The following is a 17,705-nucleotide window of genomic DNA, read 5'->3' on the forward strand; positions in this document are numbered from 1 at the left end:
GCTCCTCCTGGTTTCGGACCCGGGTCGATCCTACGTGGCCGACCCCGCCAGCGCGCTCAGCAGCGACCCCGCGTCCGCGTGCGTGCGCAGCAGCTCGCCGACGTGCTCGGCGGTGCCGCGGTACGGGTCGGGCATCGGGACCCGCTGCAGGTTGCGCTCACCGGCGACGTCGAACACGACCGCGTCCCAGCTGGCCGAGCTCACCTCGTCGGGGAACCGTCGGATGCACTCGCCGCGGAAGTAGGCGCGGGTGTCGGTCGGCGCGTGCGCGATCGCGTGCTCGACCTCCTCCTCGGTCACCAGCAGCTCGACGGCGCCGGCCGCGGCGAGCCTGCGGTAGACGCTGCGCTCGGGCCGCAGGTCCGACCACTGCAGGTCGAGGGCCGCGAGCCGGGGGTGGTCCCAGTCGATGCCGTCGCGCCTGCGCATGCCCTCGAGCACCCGCAGCTTGGCCAGCCACTCGACCTCGCGCGCGCAGGAGGCGGGGTCGGTGGCGAGCCGGTCGAGGAGGTCGAGCCAGCGGCGCACGACGTCGGCGGTGATCTCGTCGGGCTGCCCCTGCTGCTCGAGCGCGGCGGCGACGGTCTCGGCGTACACGCGCTGGATCTGCAGGGCCGTCATCGTGCGCCCGTCGGCGAGGTCGAGCGGCTGGCTCAGGTCGAGGTCGTGGCTGACCTGGTGCGCCGCGCGCACCGGGTCGGCCAGGGCGAGCGAGGCGATGTCGACGGGGACGCCGACCTGCTCGAGCAGCCACAGCACCAGCGACGTGGTGCCGAGCTTGAGGTAGGCCGACACCTCCAGCAGGTTGGCGTCGCCGACGATGACGTGCAGCCGGCGGAACCGCTCGGAGTCGGCGTGCGGCTCGTCGCGGGTGTTGACGATCGGGCGTCGCAGCGTCGTCTCCAGCCCGACCTCGGCCTCGAGGAAGTCGGCGCGCTGGGTGAGCTGGAAGCCCGGCCGCTCGCCACGCTGCCCGAGCCCGACCCGCCCGGCGCCGGTGATCACCGGACGGGTGACGAGGAACGACGTCAGCATCGCGACGACGTCGCCGAACGGCACGTCGCGGCTCATGAGGTAGTTCTCGTGGGTGCCGTAGCTGGCGCCCTTGCCGTCGGTGTTGTTCTTGTAGAGCGCGACCTCCGGCATCCCGGGGATCTGCGCCAGCAGCCGCGAGGAGCGCAGCAGGATCTCGTCGCCGGCGCGGTCCCAGACGACGGCGTCGCGGGGGTTGGTGACCTCCGGGCCGGAGTACTCCGGGTGGGCGTGGTCGACGTAGAAGCGCGCCCCGTTGGGGAGGATGACGTTGGAGACCGTGCCCTGCTCGGGGGTGGGAGCGGGCCGCCGCCGCTGGGTGATGCCCCAGCCGTCGGCCTCGGCGAGCTCCTGCTCCCACTCGTCGGTGAGCTGGCTGGGGTGGGCGGCGCCGCGATCGAGCCGCCAGCCGCGCGCGTCGCACAGCGGGTCCTCGTCGGAGTAGTCCCACCGGGCGCGGGCGCCGCCCGCGAGACCCTCGGCGGCGTAGGCGGTGACCACCTGCGCGCTCAGCAGCATCGGGTTGGCGGCGGGGTCGTGCACGGCGAGGATGCCGTACTCGGTCTCGATCCCCATGATCCGTCGGACGCTCACGGATCCACCCTAGAGCGGGCCTCGCCGTCGGGTCCTCGGGGTCAGCGCCCCCGCATCAGCGAGATCCGCATCGGTCCCAGGTCGCCGGCGACCGTGCCGGTCGCCATCGCCGGGTCGGCCCCATGATCGCGTGCGCCGTCGGGCCGCCCGCTACAGGTACTGCCCGGTCGGGTTGAGGTTCTCGATCGTGCGACCGGCCTCGGGCGCGCCGCCCTTGTGCTGGACGATCGTGCGGATGAACACGATCCGCTCGCCCTTCTTGCCCGAGACGCGCGCCCAGTCGTCGGGGTTGGTCGTGTTGGGCAGGTCCTCGTTCTCGTGGAACTCCGCGAGGCAGGCGTCGAGCAGGTGCTCGACCCGGATGCCGCGCACCCCGGTGGCCAGCAGGTCCTTGATCGCGTTCTTCTTCGCGCGGTCCACGATGTTGGCGATCATCGCGCCGGAGGCGAAGTCCTTGAAGTACAGGACCTCCTTGTCGCCCGAGGCGTAGGTGACCTCGAGGAACTGGTTCTCGGCGTCCTCGGCGTACATGCGCCCGACGACCCGCTCGATCATCGCGTCGACGGCGGCCTGCGGGTCGCCGCCGTGCTCGGCGAGGTCGTCCGGGTGGATCGGCAGGTCGGCCGTGAGGTACTTCGCGAAGATGTCCCGCGCCGCCTCGGCGTCGGGCCGCTCGATCTTGATCTTCACGTCGAGGCGGCCGGGCCGCAGGATCGCCGGGTCGATCATGTCCTCGCGGTTCGAGGCGCCGATGACGATGACGTTCTCGAGGCGCTCGACGCCGTCGATCTCGCTGAGCAGCTGCGGCACGATCGTCGTCTCGACGTCGGAGCTGACGCCGGTGCCGCGGGTGCGGAACAGCGACTCCATCTCGTCGAAGAACACGACGACCGGGATCCCCTGCGACGCCTTCTCGCGGGCGCGCGCGAAGATCAGCCGGATGTGCCGCTCGGTCTCGCCGACGAACTTGTTGAGCAGCTCGGGGCCCTTGACGTTGAGGAAGTACGACCGCGGCTTGTGCGGCGTGGCCTCCTCGCCCGACGACGGCTGGGCCGCGCGGGCGGCGGTGGCGGCGAGCGAGGTCGCGACCGCCTTGGCGATCAGCGTCTTGCCGCACCCGGGCGGGCCGTAGAGCAGCAGCCCCTTGGGCGGCTTGAGCCCGTGCTCGCGGAACAGGTCGGGGTGCAGGAAGGGCAGCTCGACGGCGTCGCGGATCTGCTCGATCTGCGCGGCGAGGCCACCGATGTCGGAGTAGTCGACGTCGGGCACCTCCTCGAGCATGAGATCCTCGACGTCGGAGCGCGGGATCCGCTCGAACGTGAAACCGGTGCGGGTGTCGACCGTCAGCGCGTCACCGACGCGCACCGGGGTGTCGGCCAGCCGGCCGGACAGCCGCAGCACGCGCTCCTCGTCGGCGCGGCCGACGGCGAGCACGCGGTCGTCGTCGAGCACCTCCTTGACGGTGACGATCTCGCCGACGGGCTCGTAGCCGCCGACGTCGACGACGGTCATCGCCTCGTTGAGCTGGACCTCCTGCCCGGGGCGCAGCGCGCCGACGTCGACGCTCGGCGCCGTCGCGACCCGCAGCTTGCGCCCGGAGGACATGACGTCGATCGAGCCGTCCGGGTGCGCCTTGACGAACAGCGCGTACGACGCCGGCGGCTTCGACATCTCCTCCAGCTGCGCGCGCAGCTCGACCAGCTGGGTGCGCGCGGCGGTGAGCGCCTGCACGAGCCGCTCGTTCTTCGCCGCGAGGTCGATGAGGCGCTGCTCGGCGTCCCGGGCGCTGCCGCCCGTCGATCCGCCCAGCCTGCCCGGCACCTGCTCCGTCATGCCGTCAACGATAGGTCAGTCGGCCGACGACGGCGGAGGCGTCTCGCCGTCGGCGGCGAGGACGCCCGCACCGCCCTGCGGGTCGCCCTCACGGGCGGCGCGCCGCTCCCGCTCGGCCTCCTGCGAGCGGAGCACGCGGCGGATCTTCTTGGCGGAGACCTCCCGCTCCCCCACGTCGGCCGCCAGCTCGGCGACCTCGAAGTCGTTGACGGGCTCGCTGTAGGCGCCCGGTGCCGGGCGCCGGCGGCGGATCGGGGCGGTGACGCCCGGCGCCATCCGGCGGGTGGTGACGAGGAAGCCGGTGTGCGCGACCATCCGGTGGTCGGGGCGCACCGAGAGGCCCTCGAGGTGCCAGCTGCGCACGAGCGACTCCCACGCGCTGGGCTCGGTCCAGCAGCCCTGGTCCTTGGCGTCCTCGGCGAACCGCGACAGCTGCGTCGTCGTGGCGACGTAGGCCAGCAGCACGCCACCGGGCGCGAGGGCCTGCGCGGCGGCGTCGAGGCACTCCCAGGGCGCGAGCATGTCGAGCACGAGCCGGTCGAGCGTGCCGGGCTCGACGGCGGTGGGCAGCACCTCCTGGAGGTCGCCGACCTCGAGCCGCCAGGCGGGGTGCGGGCCGCCGAAGAAGGTCTCGACGTTGCCGCGGGCGATCGCGGCGAAGTCCTCGCGCCGCTCGATGCTCAGCAGCGAGCCGCTGTCGCCGACGGCGCGCAGCAGCGACAGCGTGAGCGCACCCGACCCCACGCCGGCCTCGGCGACGCGGGCACCCGGGTAGATGTCGGCCATCGTGACGATCTGGGCCGCGTCCTTGGGGTAGATGACGGCGGCGCCGCGCGGCATCGACAGCACGTGGTCGGACAGCAGCGGCCGCAGCGCGAGGTAGGGGACGCCCCCGGTGGTCTCGACGACCGTGCCCTCGGGAGCGCCGATGAGGGCGTCGTGGCCGAAGGAGCCCTTGTGCGTGTGGAACATCGCGCCGGCGCGCAGCGTCAGCGTGGTCGGCCGGCCCTTGGGGTCGGTCAGCTGCACGCGGTCGCCCTCGCGGAAGGGGCCGCGGCGCATCTCCGCTCCGGTGGCGGCGGGCCTGGCGTCCGTGGGCGGCTGGGCTGAGGTCACGGGAGGCCAGCGTAGTGGCGCGCCCCGTGGCCCCCGACCGCGTGGGCGGCGGTCCGCTAGCGCGGCAGCCGGCGGACGGCGTCGGCGACGTCGACCGCGCCCAGCAGGCGGCCGCCGGGCTCGACCAGCACGACGAAGCGGGCACCGGCGCGCGCTGCCCGCGCGAGCCGGGCGACGGCGTCGGGACCGCGGTGGCCGACGACGACCGCCTCGGGAGGCAGGTGCTGGCCGAGGGCCGACAGCGGCGTCGTGCCGCGCACCGCCTCGGGGACCGCCGCGACCGAGTCGGGCTGCACCCAGGCGACCGGGCGCCCGACCTGGTCGCCGAGCACGACGACGGCGCCGGGCGCCGTCCCGGCGAGCCTGCCGGGGAGGGCCGCCACCGGTGCCCGCTCGGGCACCAGCAGCACCGGCACGACCCACTGCGACAGGTCGACGTCGCGGGTGCCGCGGCGGGCGCGCGCGAGCCGCGCGGCCGCGCTCGCTCCCTGCCAGAGCATCGAGGCGATGAGGACGCCCCAGATCACGGTCACCCAGTCCGGCCGGCCGCGGCCGGCACCGAGGTAGAGCGACACGAGGCCGACGAGCACCGCGACCACCTGCCCGACGCGCGCCGCGACGAGCGTGCCGAGGTCGCGGTCGCCGCGTACCCGCCACACGAGCGCCTCGAGCAGCCGGCCGCCGTCCATCGGCAGCGCGGGCAGCGCGTTGAAGACCGCGACGAAGACGTTGGTGAAGGCGACGGCCGCGAGCACGAGCCGTGCGGCGGGCGAGGCGACCGCCTCGCTGGCCCACCAGAACACGGCGGCGAGCACACCGTTGGTCGCCGGGCCGACGACCGCGACCAGCGCGGACGCGCCGGGCCGGTCGATCGCGCTGTGGAACGCGGTGTGCCCGCCCCACAGCGACAGCACGTACTCGCGCACCGTGACGCCCAGCCGCTGCGCGGTGAGCCCGTGCGCGAGCTCGTGGAGCAGCACGCTGAGCGCGAGCAGCAGCGGCACGCCGGCGGCGACGACCGCGGCCGGCACGAGGCCGAGCCCGAGCACGCGCTGCACGGTCGGTGCGAACAGCACCACGAGCACGAGCGCGATGACCGCCCACCCCGAGGTGAGGTAGACGGGGACGCCCCGGATCGAGCCGAGGCGCAGGCCGTTGCTACGCACCGACCACGTCGACGACGGCGCCGCCAGCGATCGCGTCGAGGTCGGCGACACCGACGCCCGCGAGCGTCGTCAGGCGGCTGCGGCCGGGCGCTGCCGGCAGCGGCACGTGCGCCTCGACGGCGAGCACCCGGGCGCCGGAGGCCTCGGCGGAGGCGAGCCCGGGGAGCGAGTCCTCGATCGCCACCGCGCGGGCGATGTCGACGCCGAGCTCGTCGGCCGCGGTCAGGTACGGCTCCGGGTGGGGCTTGCCGCGCGCGACCCGGTCGCCGGTGACGACCGCGCCGAAGGCGCCCTCCGGCAGCTGCTCGAGCACGACGTCGACCATCCGCTGCCAGGACATCGTCACCAGCGCGCACGGCACACCGGCCTCGCCGAGCGCCAGCAGCAGCTCACGGGCGCCGGGCCGCCACGGCACGCCGTCGCGCGCCATCCGGTCGAGGACGCCGTCGATGAGGGTGTCGACGATGACCTGCGGCTCGAGGTCGAGCGCGAACCACTCCCGCAGCAGGTTCGCGCTGCGCATCAGCGCGCTGCCGATCATGTGCGGCAGGATCTCCGGGTTCCACGTGGCGCCCGCGGCCTCGACGAGATCGCGCTCCGCCGCGAGCCAGTAGGGCTCGGAGTCGACGAGGGTGCCGTCCATGTCCCACAGCACGGCCGTGAGCGTGTGGGCTGCTGCAGGCTTCTCACCTGCGGAAACGCTGTGATCGGAGAGGTTCAACGAGACTCCAGGTCTGGCGGACGGCAATGCAGTCGAGGCTAGTCGCATCGGGCGCCGTCCGGCTCGCACGGCTCAACAGGTGGCGATGTCGCACCTTCGTCGTCAGCCCTGACCGCCCAGAGCAGGTGCCAGCGTCGCCCCCACCACTCCCCTCCGCACGGGTCTGGATGATTGCTTCGCATCACGGCCTGCCCGCGCTGCCGGCACTCGCCGCTCTCGGCAGCGCGCTCGCCGAACCGAGCCGACGTCGGAGCCGCTGTGTGTCACTTCCCCCGGGCCGCGGTGGCGATCGCGCCCGAGACCTGGTGCAGCACGTCGTGCACCAGTGACGCAGCGGGGTCGAGGCGCCCGACGTGCGCGAGCAGCATCCCGCGGCCTCGCCACCGCGGGTCCTCCACCGCCACCGCCACCACGCCTGCCGGGAGCGCATCGACGGCCAGGCCGGGCACCGTCGTGATGCCCAGCCCAGCGGCGACATACCCGAAGCGCGACGACCACTCGGAGAGCTCGGCCCCGATGACCGGGCGGGGCAGCGTCGGCCACGCACCGAACTGCGGCTCCCCCCGCACGCCGCGCCCGGCGATCCACACCTCGTCCTCCAGCTCCGCGACCTCGACCCGCCCGGCGCGGGCGAACCGGTGCCCCGCCGCGACGGCGACCATCAGCGGGGCGGACGGCAGTTCCTCGGTCTCGACGCCGGTCAGGTCCCAGTCGGGCAGGCCCTCACCCGCCGCGACGACGGCGAGGTCGAGGCGGCCCGCACGCAGTCGCCGCAGCTGCACCGGCGTGGAGGACTCCACGTAGTCGACCTGCACCGACGGGTGCTCGGCGCGGAGCCGCGCCAACGCGCGCGGGACCAGGACCATCGCCGTCGTCGGGAAGCCGCCGAGAGCGACGCGTCCGCCGACGGGGGCCGGGACTGCGTCGAGCTCGCGGCGGGCGGCGTCGAGCTGATCGATCACCGCTGCTGCCCGACCCGCGAGTCGCAGTCCGGCCGCCGTGGGCTCGATGCCGCGCGAACCCCGGCGGAACAGCTGGACGCCGGCGGCCGACTCCAGCGCGGCGACCTGCTTCGACACCGCTGACTGCGTGAACCCGAGCCGCTCGGACGCGCCGGTGAACGAGCCGGTCTCGATCACCGCCCGCAGCGTGCGCAGGAGCTGGGGGTGGACGTCGAGGCTCATCGCTGACCCTCAGGAACACCTGGCGCGGACGGTGGACACCGATCCATCATGCCCGAGCGGAATGTCGGATGTGCTGAACAGTCGCTGGTGGCATGTGCGTTCCTCTCGGACGATGGAGCCGATCGAGAGGAGATCGACACATGAGCAAGGTGTGGTTCATCACCGGGACCTCGAGCGGCTTCGGCCGACTCTGGGCCGAGGCGGCCCTCGAGCGTGGCGACCGGGTGGTCGCGACGGCGCGCGACGCGGGTGCGCTGGACGACGTGGTCGCGCGGTTCGGCGACTCGGTGCTGCCGCTCGCGCTCGACGTCACGGACCGCGAGCGGGTGTTCGAGAGCATCGACCTGGCGGTGCGGCGGTTCGGCCGCATCGACGTCGTCGTGAACAATGCCGGCTACGGGCACTTCGGCATGGTCGAGGAGCTGACCGAGCGGGAGCTGCGCGACCAGCTGGAGACGAACTTCTTCGGCACCGTGTGGGTGACGCAGGCGGTGCTGCCGGTGCTGCGCGGTCAGGGTGGCGGCCACCTGCTGCAGGTCACCAGCGAGGGCGGCGTACGTGCCTATCCCGGTATCGGCGCCTACCACGCGTCGAAGTGGGCCGTGGAGGCCATCAGCGACTCGCTCGCGCAGGAGGTCGCCGGGTTCGGCATCCATGTCACGTGCGTGGAGCCCGGACCGTACGCCACCGACTGGCTCCCCCGCGGTGCGCGGCGCAGTGCGGAGCTGCCGGCCTACGCGGCCACCCGCGCGGTCGACGCCCCCGAGCTCGTGGTCGGCGACCCCGTCGCCACCACGCCCGCGATCCTCGCGGTCGTCGACGCCGAGCAGCCGCCGCGCCGCATCATCCTGGGACGGGTGCTCCCGGAGATCGAGGAGATCTACGCCGAGCGGCTGCGCGGCTGGAGGGAGTGGCAGCCCGTGTCGCTCGCCGCCTTCGGCACCTCGGCAGCCTGACGTCCCTGACGCACAGCGATCCGGCGGGATCCCTCGACCGGGGTCCGCTGGCTCTCGTGACAACCGCCAGGACCGGCAGCGCAGTCACTGAACCGAGCCGAGGTCGTCACCGCCTCGAGCGACGGCGGCGCGTGAGCGGGAGGCGCTCGCGATCGTGCTGCCGTGGTCGCGGCGCTGCTGGGCCCCGGGGTCACGGGCTCGACGTCGACACCTGGCTGAGCGTCGGCGTGCTGGCGAACCCTGGCGTCCTGTCCGTCGCGCAGCTGGGCTGGCCGGTCGGCCTGGTCCGAGCCGCGCGTCCCACGACGACCGCCGGTCAGTCCACCAGCACCCGCTCCTCGAGCCGTGGCACCACGGCGACGCACCCGATCTCGCCGCGGATGCGCTCGGCCAGCGACTCGGCGGCGCCAGGCTCCCCGTGCACGACGTAGACGGTCTCCGGCGGCTCGGGCATCTGGCGCAGCCACGCCACGAGCTCGCTCGCGTCGGCGTGGACGGAGAACTCCTCGTCCTCGACGACCTCGGCCCGGACCGGGACGTACCTGCCCATCATCTTCAGCTCGCGCGCGCCGTCGAGGAGCGCCCGTCCCCGCGTGCCCACCGCCTGGTAGCCGGTGAGGACCACGCAGTGGCGGCGGTCGGGCAGCAGGTGCCGCAGGTGGTGGACCACGCGCCCGCCCGACGCCATCCCCGAGGCCGAGACGATGATGCAGGGGCGCTCCGGGGAGTTGAGCGCCATCGACTCCTCCGGCGTCCTCGCGGCGTGCAGCGACGGCAGGTCCACCCGCAGCGGGGTGTCCGCACGCATCTCGCCGGCCGCGGCCGGTCCGCGGTAGACGTCGAGCGCAGCGAGCGCCATCGGGCTGTCCACGAAGACGGGCACGACCGGGATCTCACCCGCCCGCATCATCGTGGAGAGCGCGTGCAGCACCAGCTCGGTGCGGTCGACCGCGAACGCCGGCACCAGCACGGAGCCGCCGCGGTCGACGGTGCGCCGGACGGCGTCGGCGAAGGCCGCGTGCGGACGGGAGGTCACGGGGTGCTCGCGGTCGCCGTAGGTGGACTCGATCACGACCGTACGCGCGGCGGGCGGTGCAGGGCGCGGACGCAGCACCGGGTGGTGCGGGCGGCCGAGGTCGCCGGAGAACAGGACGCGGCTCGTGCCGGCGGTCACGAGCACGCTCGCCGACCCCAGGACGTGACCGGCCCGCACCAGCCTGATCGCGACGTCGTCCCCGAGGTCGACATCGGCGTCGAAGCCGACGGGCATGAACCGCTCGACGGCTCGCTCGGCGTCGGCCACGGTGTACAGCGGCAGCGGCGGGTCGTGGCGCGACCACCCCGCGGTCCGGGCGACCTCGGCGTCGCGCTCGTGCAGGTGGCCGCTGTCGCGCAGCACGATGCCGGCGAGCGCAGCGGTGCCCGCGCTCAGCCGCACCGGGCCGTCGAAGCCGTCCCGCACCAGCACCGGCAGGTACCCGCAGTGGTCGAGGTGGCAGTGGCTGAGGACGACGTCGTCGATCGTCTCCGGCGGCACCGGGAACGGAGCCCAGTTGCGTCGTCGCCACGCCCTCCCGCCCTGGTAGAGGCCGCAGTCGACCAGCAGCCGCCGGCTCGCCCTCTCGACGAGGAACCGGCTCCCGGTCACGGTGCCGGCGGCACCCAGGAAGGTGAGTGCGACCGGTATCTGCTCGCCCATCGTCGTCTCCTTCGGCTGCCGTCGGAGCGGACCTCCCCCACGAGTCTGCGCCGTGCGCGGGGCGCTCGACAGGCCCGAAGGACCTAGGACCACCGGCCCTGGTCGGGCTGCCGCGCTCACGACATGCTTGGTCGGTGGAGCTCCTCAGACGCACACGCGCCTACCCCGCGGTCCTCGTGACGCTGGCGGTCGGGACCGTCGCGGGTGTGCTGGAGCTCGCGGGTCATGCGGCACCCGCGCGGGTGCTGGTGTCGGCCTTCGCCGCCCTGGTCATGGTGCGGCAGGCCCGGCACATGGTGCAGACGCTGCGGAAGGGGTCCTACGGCGTCGACGTCCTCGCAGCCACCGCCATCGCGGCCACCGTCCTCGTCGGCGAGCACTGGGCGGCGCTCGTGGTGTGCCTGATGCTCGCCGGCGGCGAGGCCCTCGAGGACTACGCGACGAACCGTGCGGCCCGGGAGCTGGGCGCCCTGCTCGAGCGCGCGCCGCGTCTGGCCCACCTCGCACGGCCCGACGGCAGTGTCGTCGACGTCCCGGTCGACGAGATCCGCGCCGGGGACCGGTTCTGGGTCAAGCCCGGCGAGGTCGTGCCCGTCGACGGCGTCCTGCTCACCGACGACGCGGCGTTCGACGAGGCCTCCCTCACCGGTGAGCCGCTGCCCGTCGAGCGCCGTCGCGGCGACGCCGTGATGTCGGGATCGATCGACACCACGGTTCCCGCGCTCGTCCGCGCGACGACGACGGCCGCCGGGTCGCAGTACCAGGCGATCATCGCGCTGGTCGCGCAGGCGCGGACCTCGAAGGCGCCGTTCGTCCGGCTCGCCGACAGGGTCGCGCTGCCGTTCAGCGTGCTCGCGTACACGATCGGCGCCACGGCCTGGGCTCTCACCGGCGACCCCGTCCGGTTCGCCGAGGTGCTCGTCGTCGCGACCCCCTGCCCGCTCATCATCGCCGCCCCCGTCGCGTTCATGGCGGGCACGTCGCGCGCCGCGCGGTCGGGCATCATCTGCAAGTCGGCGTCGATCCTGGAGCGTCTCGCCCACGTCCGCACGGTCGCCCTCGACAAGACCGGCACGTTGACGCGCGGCCGACCGGAGGTCGTCGAGGTCCGCGCCACGGACCCGTTCGAGCCGAGCGAGGTCCTCCGGCTCGCCGCCGCGGTGGAGCGGTACTCCACCCACCCGCTCGCTGCGGCGATCGTCGCGGCCGCCGAGGGGTCGCCGGTCCCCGCCGCGCACGACGTCGAGGAGCGCACGGCGCACGGCGTCACAGCGACGGTGGACGGGCGTCGCGTCGTGGTGGGCAAGCGCAGCTTCGTGTCGGACGCCGTGGGCGGGGCGGAGCTGGCGCACCCGTCCCCCGGACGCACCGGTGTGCACGTCGCCGTCGACGGCCGCGACGCCGGGGTCATCGGTCTCGCGGACCCCGTGCGCGGCGAGGCCGCGGCGACCGTGGCCGCGCTGCGTGCGACCGGGGTGCGCTCCGTCCTCGTCGTCACCGGCGACACCGGCGACACGGCACGGCACGTCGCCGCCGAGGTCGGCATCGACGACGTCCGCGCCGAGCTGCTGCCGCGGGACAAGGTCGACATCGTCGGGTCGGTGCCCGACCGCCCGGTCATGATGATCGGGGACGGGATCAACGACGCCCCGGTCCTGGCCGTCGCCGACATCGGTGTGGCGATGGGCGCCAAGGGGTCGACGGCGGCCAGCGAGTCGGCCGACGTCGTCGTGATGCTCGACGACCTCTCGCGGACCGTGCAGGCGGTCCGGATCGGGCGACGCACGATGCGGGTGGCGTGGCAGGCCATCGTCATCGGCGTCGGGCTGTCGGTCGTGCTGATGCTGGTCGCCGCCGCCGGCGCGCTCCCGGCGATCGTCGGCGCGTGGCTGCAGGAGGCGGTCGACCTCACGTGCACGCTGTGGGCGCTGCTGGCAGCCCGGCCGGGCGCCGCGGAGCGTGGGGCGCCCACCGCCGGCGAGGGTCCCGGCGCCGCCGCCAGCGCAGCGTCGGCCGTCCTCCCGGCCCGTGTCGTTCACGACCGGACGGACGGCCCCTGACGCTCAAGGCGTCGCGGGGGCCGCCGCTGCGCGCACGAGGGCGGCACCCCAGGAGCGCGCGCGTGCCAGCTCGCCCTTCTGCAGGGGCCCGTCGATGTCCACGACCACGAACCCCTCGGGTTCGACGGCGAGCGCGAAGCCGTGGGCGCGCAGCGCCCTGGCGACGCCTCGGGCGGCACCGCCGGCCATCGCGAACGGCAGCCGGGTGTCGAACGCCGCCGCGCGCTGCCCCGCCCCGGACGCCGGCACGCCGTGCAGCCACTCGCGGACGCCGTCGCCGACGTCACCGTGCGTGCCCACCGTCTGCGGGTGCGCCCAGCCGCGTGTCCGCGGGCGGCTCATGCCCTCCGCGTGCGTCGGTGCCCCGACGACCAGGAGGTCGGCGCCGGCCACCAGGTCGGGCGAGGCGGCGTCGACGGTGACGACGCTCACCGCCGCACCGGCGCTGCGCGCCCCCTCCGCGACCTCGAGGGCGACAGCCCGCGTCTGCCCGAAATGCGTCTCGTACACGACGACGACGTCCATGGCGCTCTGCCTCCAGTCGGCCACGCGGCGGTGGTCAGGCCACCAGTCTGCGCGGCTCCTCGGCGGCGCGGCAGGGTCCTTGGTCCCCGTCGTGCCGCCGGGCAGGTCCGGCGCCGCCGACGACGGCGTCGCGACCCTCCGCCGAGGGCGAACCTCGCAGGGGGTGCCGGGCGCCGCGCGATTAGGCTGGCGTCGTGAGCACTCCCAGGCACGCAGCGGACCGGCCCGAGGTCCCCCCGGCGATCATGATCGCCGCGTTCGAGGGCTGGAACGACGCGGGCTCGGCGGCCTCGGCGGCGGTCGCGACCCTCGCGGAGGCGTGGCGCGCGCGCGAGGTGCGCACGCTCGACCCCGAGCCGTACCACGACTTCCAGGTCAACCGCCCGATGGTCAGCCGCGACGCGGACGGCACCCGCTCGATCCAGTGGCCGGTGACCACGGTCTCGATCGCGCTCAGCCCGGGCCTGGGCCGCAGCGTCGTGCTCGTACAGGGCACCGAGCCGTCGATGCGCTGGCGCACCTACTGCAACGAGCTCCTCGACGCCGCCGAGGAGCTGCGGGTCGGCACCGTCGTCACGGTCGGGGCGTTGCTCGCCGACGCGCCCCACACCCGACCGATCCCGGTGCAGACCTCCTCCGACGACCCGCAGGTGCAGGCGCTGCTGGGCGTCGAGGCCAGCGAGTACGAGGGCCCGACCGGCATCGTCGGCGTGCTCGGTCACATGGCGGCCGAGCGCGGCATGCACACGCTCTCGATCTGGGCCGCCGTGCCGCACTACGTGTCGCAGCCGCCCTCCCCCAAGGCGACGCTCGCACTGCTGTCCGCGCTCGAGGAGGTCCTCGCGGAGCCGATCCCCACCGGCGAGCTGAGCGAGGACGCAGCCGCCTGGCAGCGGGGCGTCGACGAGCTGGCCGCCGAGGACCCCGAGGTCGCCGAGTACGTGCGGCAGCTCGAGGAGGCCAAGGACACCGTCGACCTGCCCGAGGCCAGCGGCGAGGCGATCGCCCGCGAGTTCGAGCGCTACCTGCGCCGCCGCGGCGGCGGGGGCGACGCGGGCTGACCGACCGGCCGGACGGCGTCGGCCGGCTCAGCCGATCTCGACGCCGAGCAGCGCCGCGACCGCCGGCACGATGCCGCGTCCACGGCCCGGGCGGCGGGACCACTCGTCGACGACCGCCAGCGCGGTCGGGGTGTCCAGGTCGTCGGCGACCGCCTCGCGCAGCCGCGCGACCGCGGCCGACTCGTCGGCGTCGCCCGCGAGGTGGGCGGCGTCGCGCCACCGCTGCCAGCGCTGCGCCGCGTCGAACAGCAGGTCGGTCGTGTACTCCCAGTCCGTGCGGTAGTGCTGCCCGAGCAGCACGAGCCGTACGACGTCGGCCGGGACGCCGTCGCCGAGCAGCTCGCTCACGAACACGAGGTTGCCGAGCGACTTGCTCATCTTGTGGCCCTGGTAGCCGACCAGCCCCGTGTGCACGAAGGCGTCGGCCGGGTGGGTGACGCCGGTGCACTCGCGCAGGTGCGCCGTCGACATCTCGTGGTGCGGGTACACCAGGTCGTAGCCGCCGCCCTGCACCGTGAACGGGATCTCCAGCCCGTCACGCGCGATGACGGCGCACTCGATGTGCCAGCCGGGGCGCCCCTCGCCGAGGTCGCCGCCGGGCCAGGAGGGCTCCCCCGGTCGTGCGCCGCGCCACAGCAGCGGGTCGCGCGGGTGCCGCTTGCCCGGGGTGTCCGGGTCGCCGCCGCGCTCGGCGAACAGCGCGTCCATCTCGGCGTCGTCGAGGTGGCTGACCGACCCGACGAGCGGGTCGGAGGCCAGGTCGGCGTAGACGTCGTCGCCGACGACGTAGGCGCTGCCCTGGTGGAGCATGTCCGAGACCGCCGCGGCGACCTTGTCGACCGACTCGACGACGCCGACGTACCGGGTCGGCGGGATGACGCGCAGCGCCTCCATGTCGGAGCGGAAGCGCGCGATCTCGGTCTCGGCCAGCTCGCGCCAGTCCACACCGGTCTCCTCCGCACGCTCGAGCAGCGGGTCGTCGACGTCGGTGACGTTCTGCACGTACGTGACGTTGCGGCCGGCGTCGAGCCACGCCCGCACGAGGGTGTCGAACGCGACGTAGGTGGCCGCGTGGCCCAGGTGGGTGGAGTCGTACGGCGTGATGCCGCAGACGTAGAGGCCGACCCGCCCGCCGGCACCGCTCAGCTCACGGCGCTCGCCCGAGGCGGTGTCGTGGAGCCGTGGGACCGGCCCCTGTCCCTCGACGTCGGGGATCTCGGGGTCGCTCCAGCTCTGCACGGTGCCGAGCCTATCCGGCGGGCAGGGGGTCGACGACACCGGCGACGAGGAGCAGCACGACCACGGCCGCCAGCCCGATCCGGTAGTAGACGAAGCCCCGGTAGGAGTAGGTGGAGACGATCTTCAGGAAGGCGATGATCACGAGATAGCCGACGACGAAGGCCACCAGCGTCGCGACGATCGTCGCCACCGTGCCGGCGTCGCCGCCGGTCCCGCCGCTCTTGACCACCTGGTAGAGGCCGGACCCCATGACGGCGGGGATGGCGAGCAGGAACGAGTAGCGCGCGGCGGCCTCGCGCGTGTAGCCCAGCAGCAACCCGGCGGTGATCGTGCCGCCCGAGCGCGACACGCCCGGCACGAGCGCGAGCGCCTGCGCGAGACCGAAGAGGATGCCGTCGCGCAACGTCAGCTCGCGCAGCGTCTTGGTCTTGGCGCCCACGTGGTCGGCCCAGCCGAGGATGATCGCGAACCCCGCGAGCACCGCCGCGGTGATCCAGAGGTTGCGCAGGGCGTGCTCGATCGCGTCCTGGAACAGCAGCCCGAGCACGACGATCGGGATCGACCCCAGGATGACGTACCAGCCCATCCGCGCGTCCGGGTCGTCGGACGGCACCTGCCGCGCCCACGGACCGACGGGCAGCGACTTGACCCAGCGGCTGACGATGCGGGCGATGTCGCGCCGGAAGTAGAGCAGCACCGCCGCCTCGGTGCCGATCTGCGTGATCGCGCTGAACGCCGCCCCCGGGTCGGCGCCGAGCAGGTCCCCGACGATCCGCAGGTGCGCGCTCGAGGAGATCGGCAGGAACTCCGTCAGGCCCTGGACGAGACCGAGGATCACCGCTTCGAAGAAGGACACGAGGCGCAAGAGTAGTTGGGCGCTGCCGGACCACTAACCTGCCTGCATGGAGTGGCGGCGGTTGGGGCGCACGGGTCTGCGGACCTCGTCGGTGGGGCTCGGCACGATGACGTGGGGGCGCGACACCGACGAGCACGAGGCCGCCGAGCAGCTCAAGGTCTTCCTCGACGCCGGCGGCAGCCTGCTCGACACCGCGGCGACCTACTCCGACGGCGGGGCGCTCGACATCATCGGCGGGCTGCTCCGAGAGGAGGTCGACCGCGACGAGCTCGTGATCGCGGCGCGCTCCGGCGTCGCGCACGGACGGGTCGACGCCTCGCGGGGCGCGCTGCTGCGCTCGCTCGACGAGACGCTGCGGCGCCTCGGCACCGACCACGTCGACGTGTGGCTCGTGCAGGCGCCGGACCCCGGCACGCCCGCGCACGAGACCGCGAGCACGCTCGCCCACGCGGTGCGGTCCGGCCGCGCCCGGTACGTCGGGCTGGCGAACCACCCGGCCTGGCAGGTGGCGCGGCTGGCGACGCTGCTGGAGGGCGACCCGGGTCTGGCGTGCGTGCAGACCGAGATGTCGCTGCTCAACCGCTCTGCCGAGGCCGAGCTGCTGCCGGCCGCCGAGGCGCTGGGCGTCGGCCTGATCGCCTGGTCGCCCCTCGGCCGCGGTGTGCTGTCGGCGAAGTACCGGCACTCGGTGCCCGCCGACTCGCGCGCCGCGTCGCCGCACCTGCGCGGGTTCGTCGAGCCCTACCTGACGGCGGAGGCGCGCCGTGTCGTCGAGGCGGTCGCCACCGCCGCCGACGGGCTGGGGCGTGCGCCCGTGGAGGTCGCGCTCGCCTGGGCGCGCGACGCGCCCGGCGTGAGCAGCGTCGTCGTCGGTGCTCGGACTCCCGCACAGCTGCGCGGCTCGCTCGCCGCCGTCGACCTGGAGCTGCCGGACGAGATCCGCGACGTGCTCGACGAGATCACCACGCCCACGCCGCGCTGAGCCGCGCCGGGCGCTCAGCGCTCGTCGTCGTCCTCGTCCTCGTCGAGGTCGTCGTCCTCGTCGTCGGCGTCCTCGTCGTCGTCCGCGTCGTCGTCATCCTCGTCCGCGTCCTCGTCGTCGAGGTCGTCGAGGTCCTCCAGGTCGTCGTCCTCCTCGTCCGCGTCGTCGTCCTCGTCGTCGTCGTCGAGGTCGTCGTCGTCCAGGTAGAACGGGGTGTCGACGCCGGTGGCGTCGTAGAGCGCCTCGTCGTAGGCGTCGAAGGCGTCGGCCAGGGCCGACGCGGCGTCCAGGACCGCGTCCTCCTCGGGGTCCTGGGCGGTCGTCGCAGCCTCCAGGTGGGCGTGGAGCGCGGCGACGAGTCGGTCGAGAGCTGCACGCGGATCGGTGGCCATAGGCGCAAACGTAGCGGTCCGCGCCGTACCGCGCACAGCGCTATACAGTGATGCGCATGCCGCGTACGAGCGGGTCGCGACCCGCACCCTCCTACGAGGTCAAGGTGCTCACGCTCCCGCGCACCGCGTCACGAGGCGAGGTGCGCCGCATGCTCACCGAGGAGGCGGAGTACGGCAAGTGGGAGCTGGCCCGGCTGCGCCTCTACGTGGGCGGGCACCGCAAGGTGTGGCTGCGGCGTCGGATCATCCGCGTGAGCTCCACGCTCTGACGCGGCCGACCGCACCCACC

Annotated in this window: 16 protein-coding genes; 5 read left to right on the top strand and 11 right to left on the bottom strand. The window is 74.2% G+C overall.

The annotated features are described in order from the left end of the window. Positions 1-30: 30 nt before the first annotated feature. The 6 genes from dop to GPA02_RS00670 form a co-directional block, all read right to left on the bottom strand. A complete protein-coding gene (dop, locus tag GPA02_RS00645; protein WP_156197916.1) occupies positions 31-1,626 on the bottom strand; it encodes a depupylase/deamidase Dop in 1,596 nt (531 codons plus the stop codon). A gap of 150 nt (positions 1,627-1,776) precedes the next feature. After that, a complete protein-coding gene (gene arc, locus GPA02_RS00650) occupies positions 1,777-3,459 on the bottom strand; it encodes a proteasome ATPase (protein WP_156197917.1) in 1,683 nt (560 codons plus the stop codon). A gap of 15 nt (positions 3,460-3,474) precedes the next feature. Next, positions 3,475-4,521, bottom strand: a complete 1,047-nt coding sequence (locus GPA02_RS00655) for a tRNA (adenine-N1)-methyltransferase (protein WP_156198134.1) — start codon at positions 4,519-4,521, stop codon at positions 3,475-3,477. Positions 4,522-4,631: 110 nt separating this feature from the next. Further along, positions 4,632-5,741 (bottom strand): site-2 protease family protein, encoded by a 1,110-nt coding sequence (locus GPA02_RS00660; protein WP_162457663.1) that lies wholly within the window; start codon positions 5,739-5,741, stop codon positions 4,632-4,634. After that, complete coding sequence (locus tag GPA02_RS00665; RefSeq protein WP_240133800.1) at positions 5,734-6,396, bottom strand: HAD family hydrolase; 663 nt, start codon at positions 6,394-6,396, stop codon at positions 5,734-5,736. Before GPA02_RS00665 ends, GPA02_RS00660 begins: the two co-directional genes overlap by 8 nt. Before the next feature lie 329 nt (positions 6,397-6,725). Next, positions 6,726-7,646, bottom strand: coding sequence for a LysR family transcriptional regulator (locus GPA02_RS00670; RefSeq protein WP_156197920.1), 921 nt, complete (start codon positions 7,644-7,646; stop codon positions 6,726-6,728). 140 nt (positions 7,647-7,786) lie between these two features. Here GPA02_RS00670 and GPA02_RS00675 point away from each other — a divergent pair, with 140 nt between their 5' ends. Beyond that, on the top strand, positions 7,787-8,602 hold the full coding sequence (locus GPA02_RS00675; protein WP_156197921.1) for an SDR family NAD(P)-dependent oxidoreductase: 816 nt from the start codon (positions 7,787-7,789) through the stop codon (positions 8,600-8,602). A 316-nt stretch (positions 8,603-8,918) separates the two neighbouring features. Here the strand turns inward: GPA02_RS00675 and GPA02_RS00680 are convergent, their stop codons facing one another. Further along, positions 8,919-10,301, bottom strand: a complete 1,383-nt coding sequence (locus GPA02_RS00680; protein WP_156197922.1) for an MBL fold metallo-hydrolase RNA specificity domain-containing protein — start codon at positions 10,299-10,301, stop codon at positions 8,919-8,921. A gap of 134 nt (positions 10,302-10,435) precedes the next feature. On the opposite strand from GPA02_RS00680, the gene GPA02_RS00685 reads away from it, so the two are divergent. Next, positions 10,436-12,361, top strand: coding sequence for a heavy metal translocating P-type ATPase (locus GPA02_RS00685; protein WP_156197923.1), 1,926 nt, complete (start codon positions 10,436-10,438; stop codon positions 12,359-12,361). Between the two features lie 3 nt (positions 12,362-12,364). Here GPA02_RS00685 and GPA02_RS00690 read toward each other — a convergent pair whose 3' ends face one another. Continuing rightward, complete coding sequence (locus GPA02_RS00690; RefSeq protein ID WP_156198135.1) at positions 12,365-12,886, bottom strand: flavodoxin family protein; 522 nt, start codon at positions 12,884-12,886, stop codon at positions 12,365-12,367. A gap of 245 nt (positions 12,887-13,131) precedes the next feature. Between GPA02_RS00690 and GPA02_RS00695 the strand changes: the two genes are divergently transcribed. Beyond that, a complete protein-coding gene (locus tag GPA02_RS00695) occupies positions 13,132-13,947 on the top strand; it encodes a PAC2 family protein (protein WP_156198136.1) in 816 nt (271 codons plus the stop codon). A 27-nt stretch (positions 13,948-13,974) separates the two neighbouring features. Here GPA02_RS00695 and mshC read toward each other — a convergent pair whose 3' ends face one another. Both mshC and GPA02_RS00705 read right to left on the bottom strand, forming a co-directional pair. Continuing rightward, positions 13,975-15,186 carry a cysteine--1-D-myo-inosityl 2-amino-2-deoxy-alpha-D-glucopyranoside ligase gene (gene mshC, locus GPA02_RS00700; protein ID WP_156197924.1) on the bottom strand — a complete coding sequence of 404 codons (1,212 nt, stop codon included), beginning with the start codon at positions 15,184-15,186 and terminating at the stop codon, positions 13,975-13,977. 10 nt (positions 15,187-15,196) lie between these two features. Beyond that, positions 15,197-16,042, bottom strand: a complete 846-nt coding sequence (locus GPA02_RS00705; protein WP_156197925.1) for an undecaprenyl-diphosphate phosphatase — start codon at positions 16,040-16,042, stop codon at positions 15,197-15,199. A 46-nt stretch (positions 16,043-16,088) separates the two neighbouring features. Here GPA02_RS00705 and GPA02_RS00710 point away from each other — a divergent pair, with 46 nt between their 5' ends. After that, positions 16,089-17,024, top strand: coding sequence for an aldo/keto reductase (locus GPA02_RS00710; RefSeq protein WP_156197926.1), 936 nt, complete (start codon positions 16,089-16,091; stop codon positions 17,022-17,024). 14 nt (positions 17,025-17,038) lie between these two features. Here GPA02_RS00710 and GPA02_RS18965 read toward each other — a convergent pair whose 3' ends face one another. Then, positions 17,039-17,452, bottom strand: coding sequence for a DNA primase (locus GPA02_RS18965; RefSeq protein WP_338027370.1), 414 nt, complete (start codon positions 17,450-17,452; stop codon positions 17,039-17,041). 20 nt (positions 17,453-17,472) lie between these two features. Here GPA02_RS18965 and GPA02_RS00720 point away from each other — a divergent pair, with 20 nt between their 5' ends. After that, positions 17,473-17,685, top strand: coding sequence for a DUF5703 family protein (locus GPA02_RS00720; RefSeq protein WP_156197927.1), 213 nt, complete (start codon positions 17,473-17,475; stop codon positions 17,683-17,685). Positions 17,686-17,705: the final 20 nt, after the last annotated feature.

It is taken from the genome of Actinotalea caeni, from assembly GCF_009733795.1.
Classification (GTDB): domain Bacteria; phylum Actinomycetota; class Actinomycetes; order Actinomycetales; family Beutenbergiaceae; genus Pseudactinotalea; species Pseudactinotalea caeni.

Bases quoted from the DNA above. Each gene is read 5' to 3' on its own strand.
- GPA02_RS00695 (WP_156198136.1), top strand. From the start codon at position 13,132: ATGATCGCCGCGTTCGAGGGCTGGAACGACGCGGGCTCGGCGGCCTCG.
- arc (WP_156197917.1), bottom strand. From the start codon at position 3,459: ATGACGGAGCAGGTGCCGGGCAGGCTGGGCGGATCGACGGGCGGCAGC.
- GPA02_RS00675 (WP_156197921.1), top strand. From the start codon at position 7,787: ATGAGCAAGGTGTGGTTCATCACCGGGACCTCGAGCGGCTTCGGCCGA.
- GPA02_RS00710 (WP_156197926.1), top strand. From the start codon at position 16,089: ATGGAGTGGCGGCGGTTGGGGCGCACGGGTCTGCGGACCTCGTCGGTG.
- GPA02_RS00720 (WP_156197927.1), top strand. From the start codon at position 17,473: ATGCCGCGTACGAGCGGGTCGCGACCCGCACCCTCCTACGAGGTCAAG.
- GPA02_RS00690 (WP_156198135.1), bottom strand. From the start codon at position 12,886: ATGGACGTCGTCGTCGTGTACGAGACGCATTTCGGGCAGACGCGGGCT.
- GPA02_RS00655 (WP_156198134.1), bottom strand. From the start codon at position 4,521: ATGCGCCGCGGCCCCTTCCGCGAGGGCGACCGCGTGCAGCTGACCGAC.
- GPA02_RS00670 (WP_156197920.1), bottom strand. From the start codon at position 7,646: ATGAGCCTCGACGTCCACCCCCAGCTCCTGCGCACGCTGCGGGCGGTG.
- GPA02_RS00680 (WP_156197922.1), bottom strand. From the start codon at position 10,301: ATGGGCGAGCAGATACCGGTCGCACTCACCTTCCTGGGTGCCGCCGGC.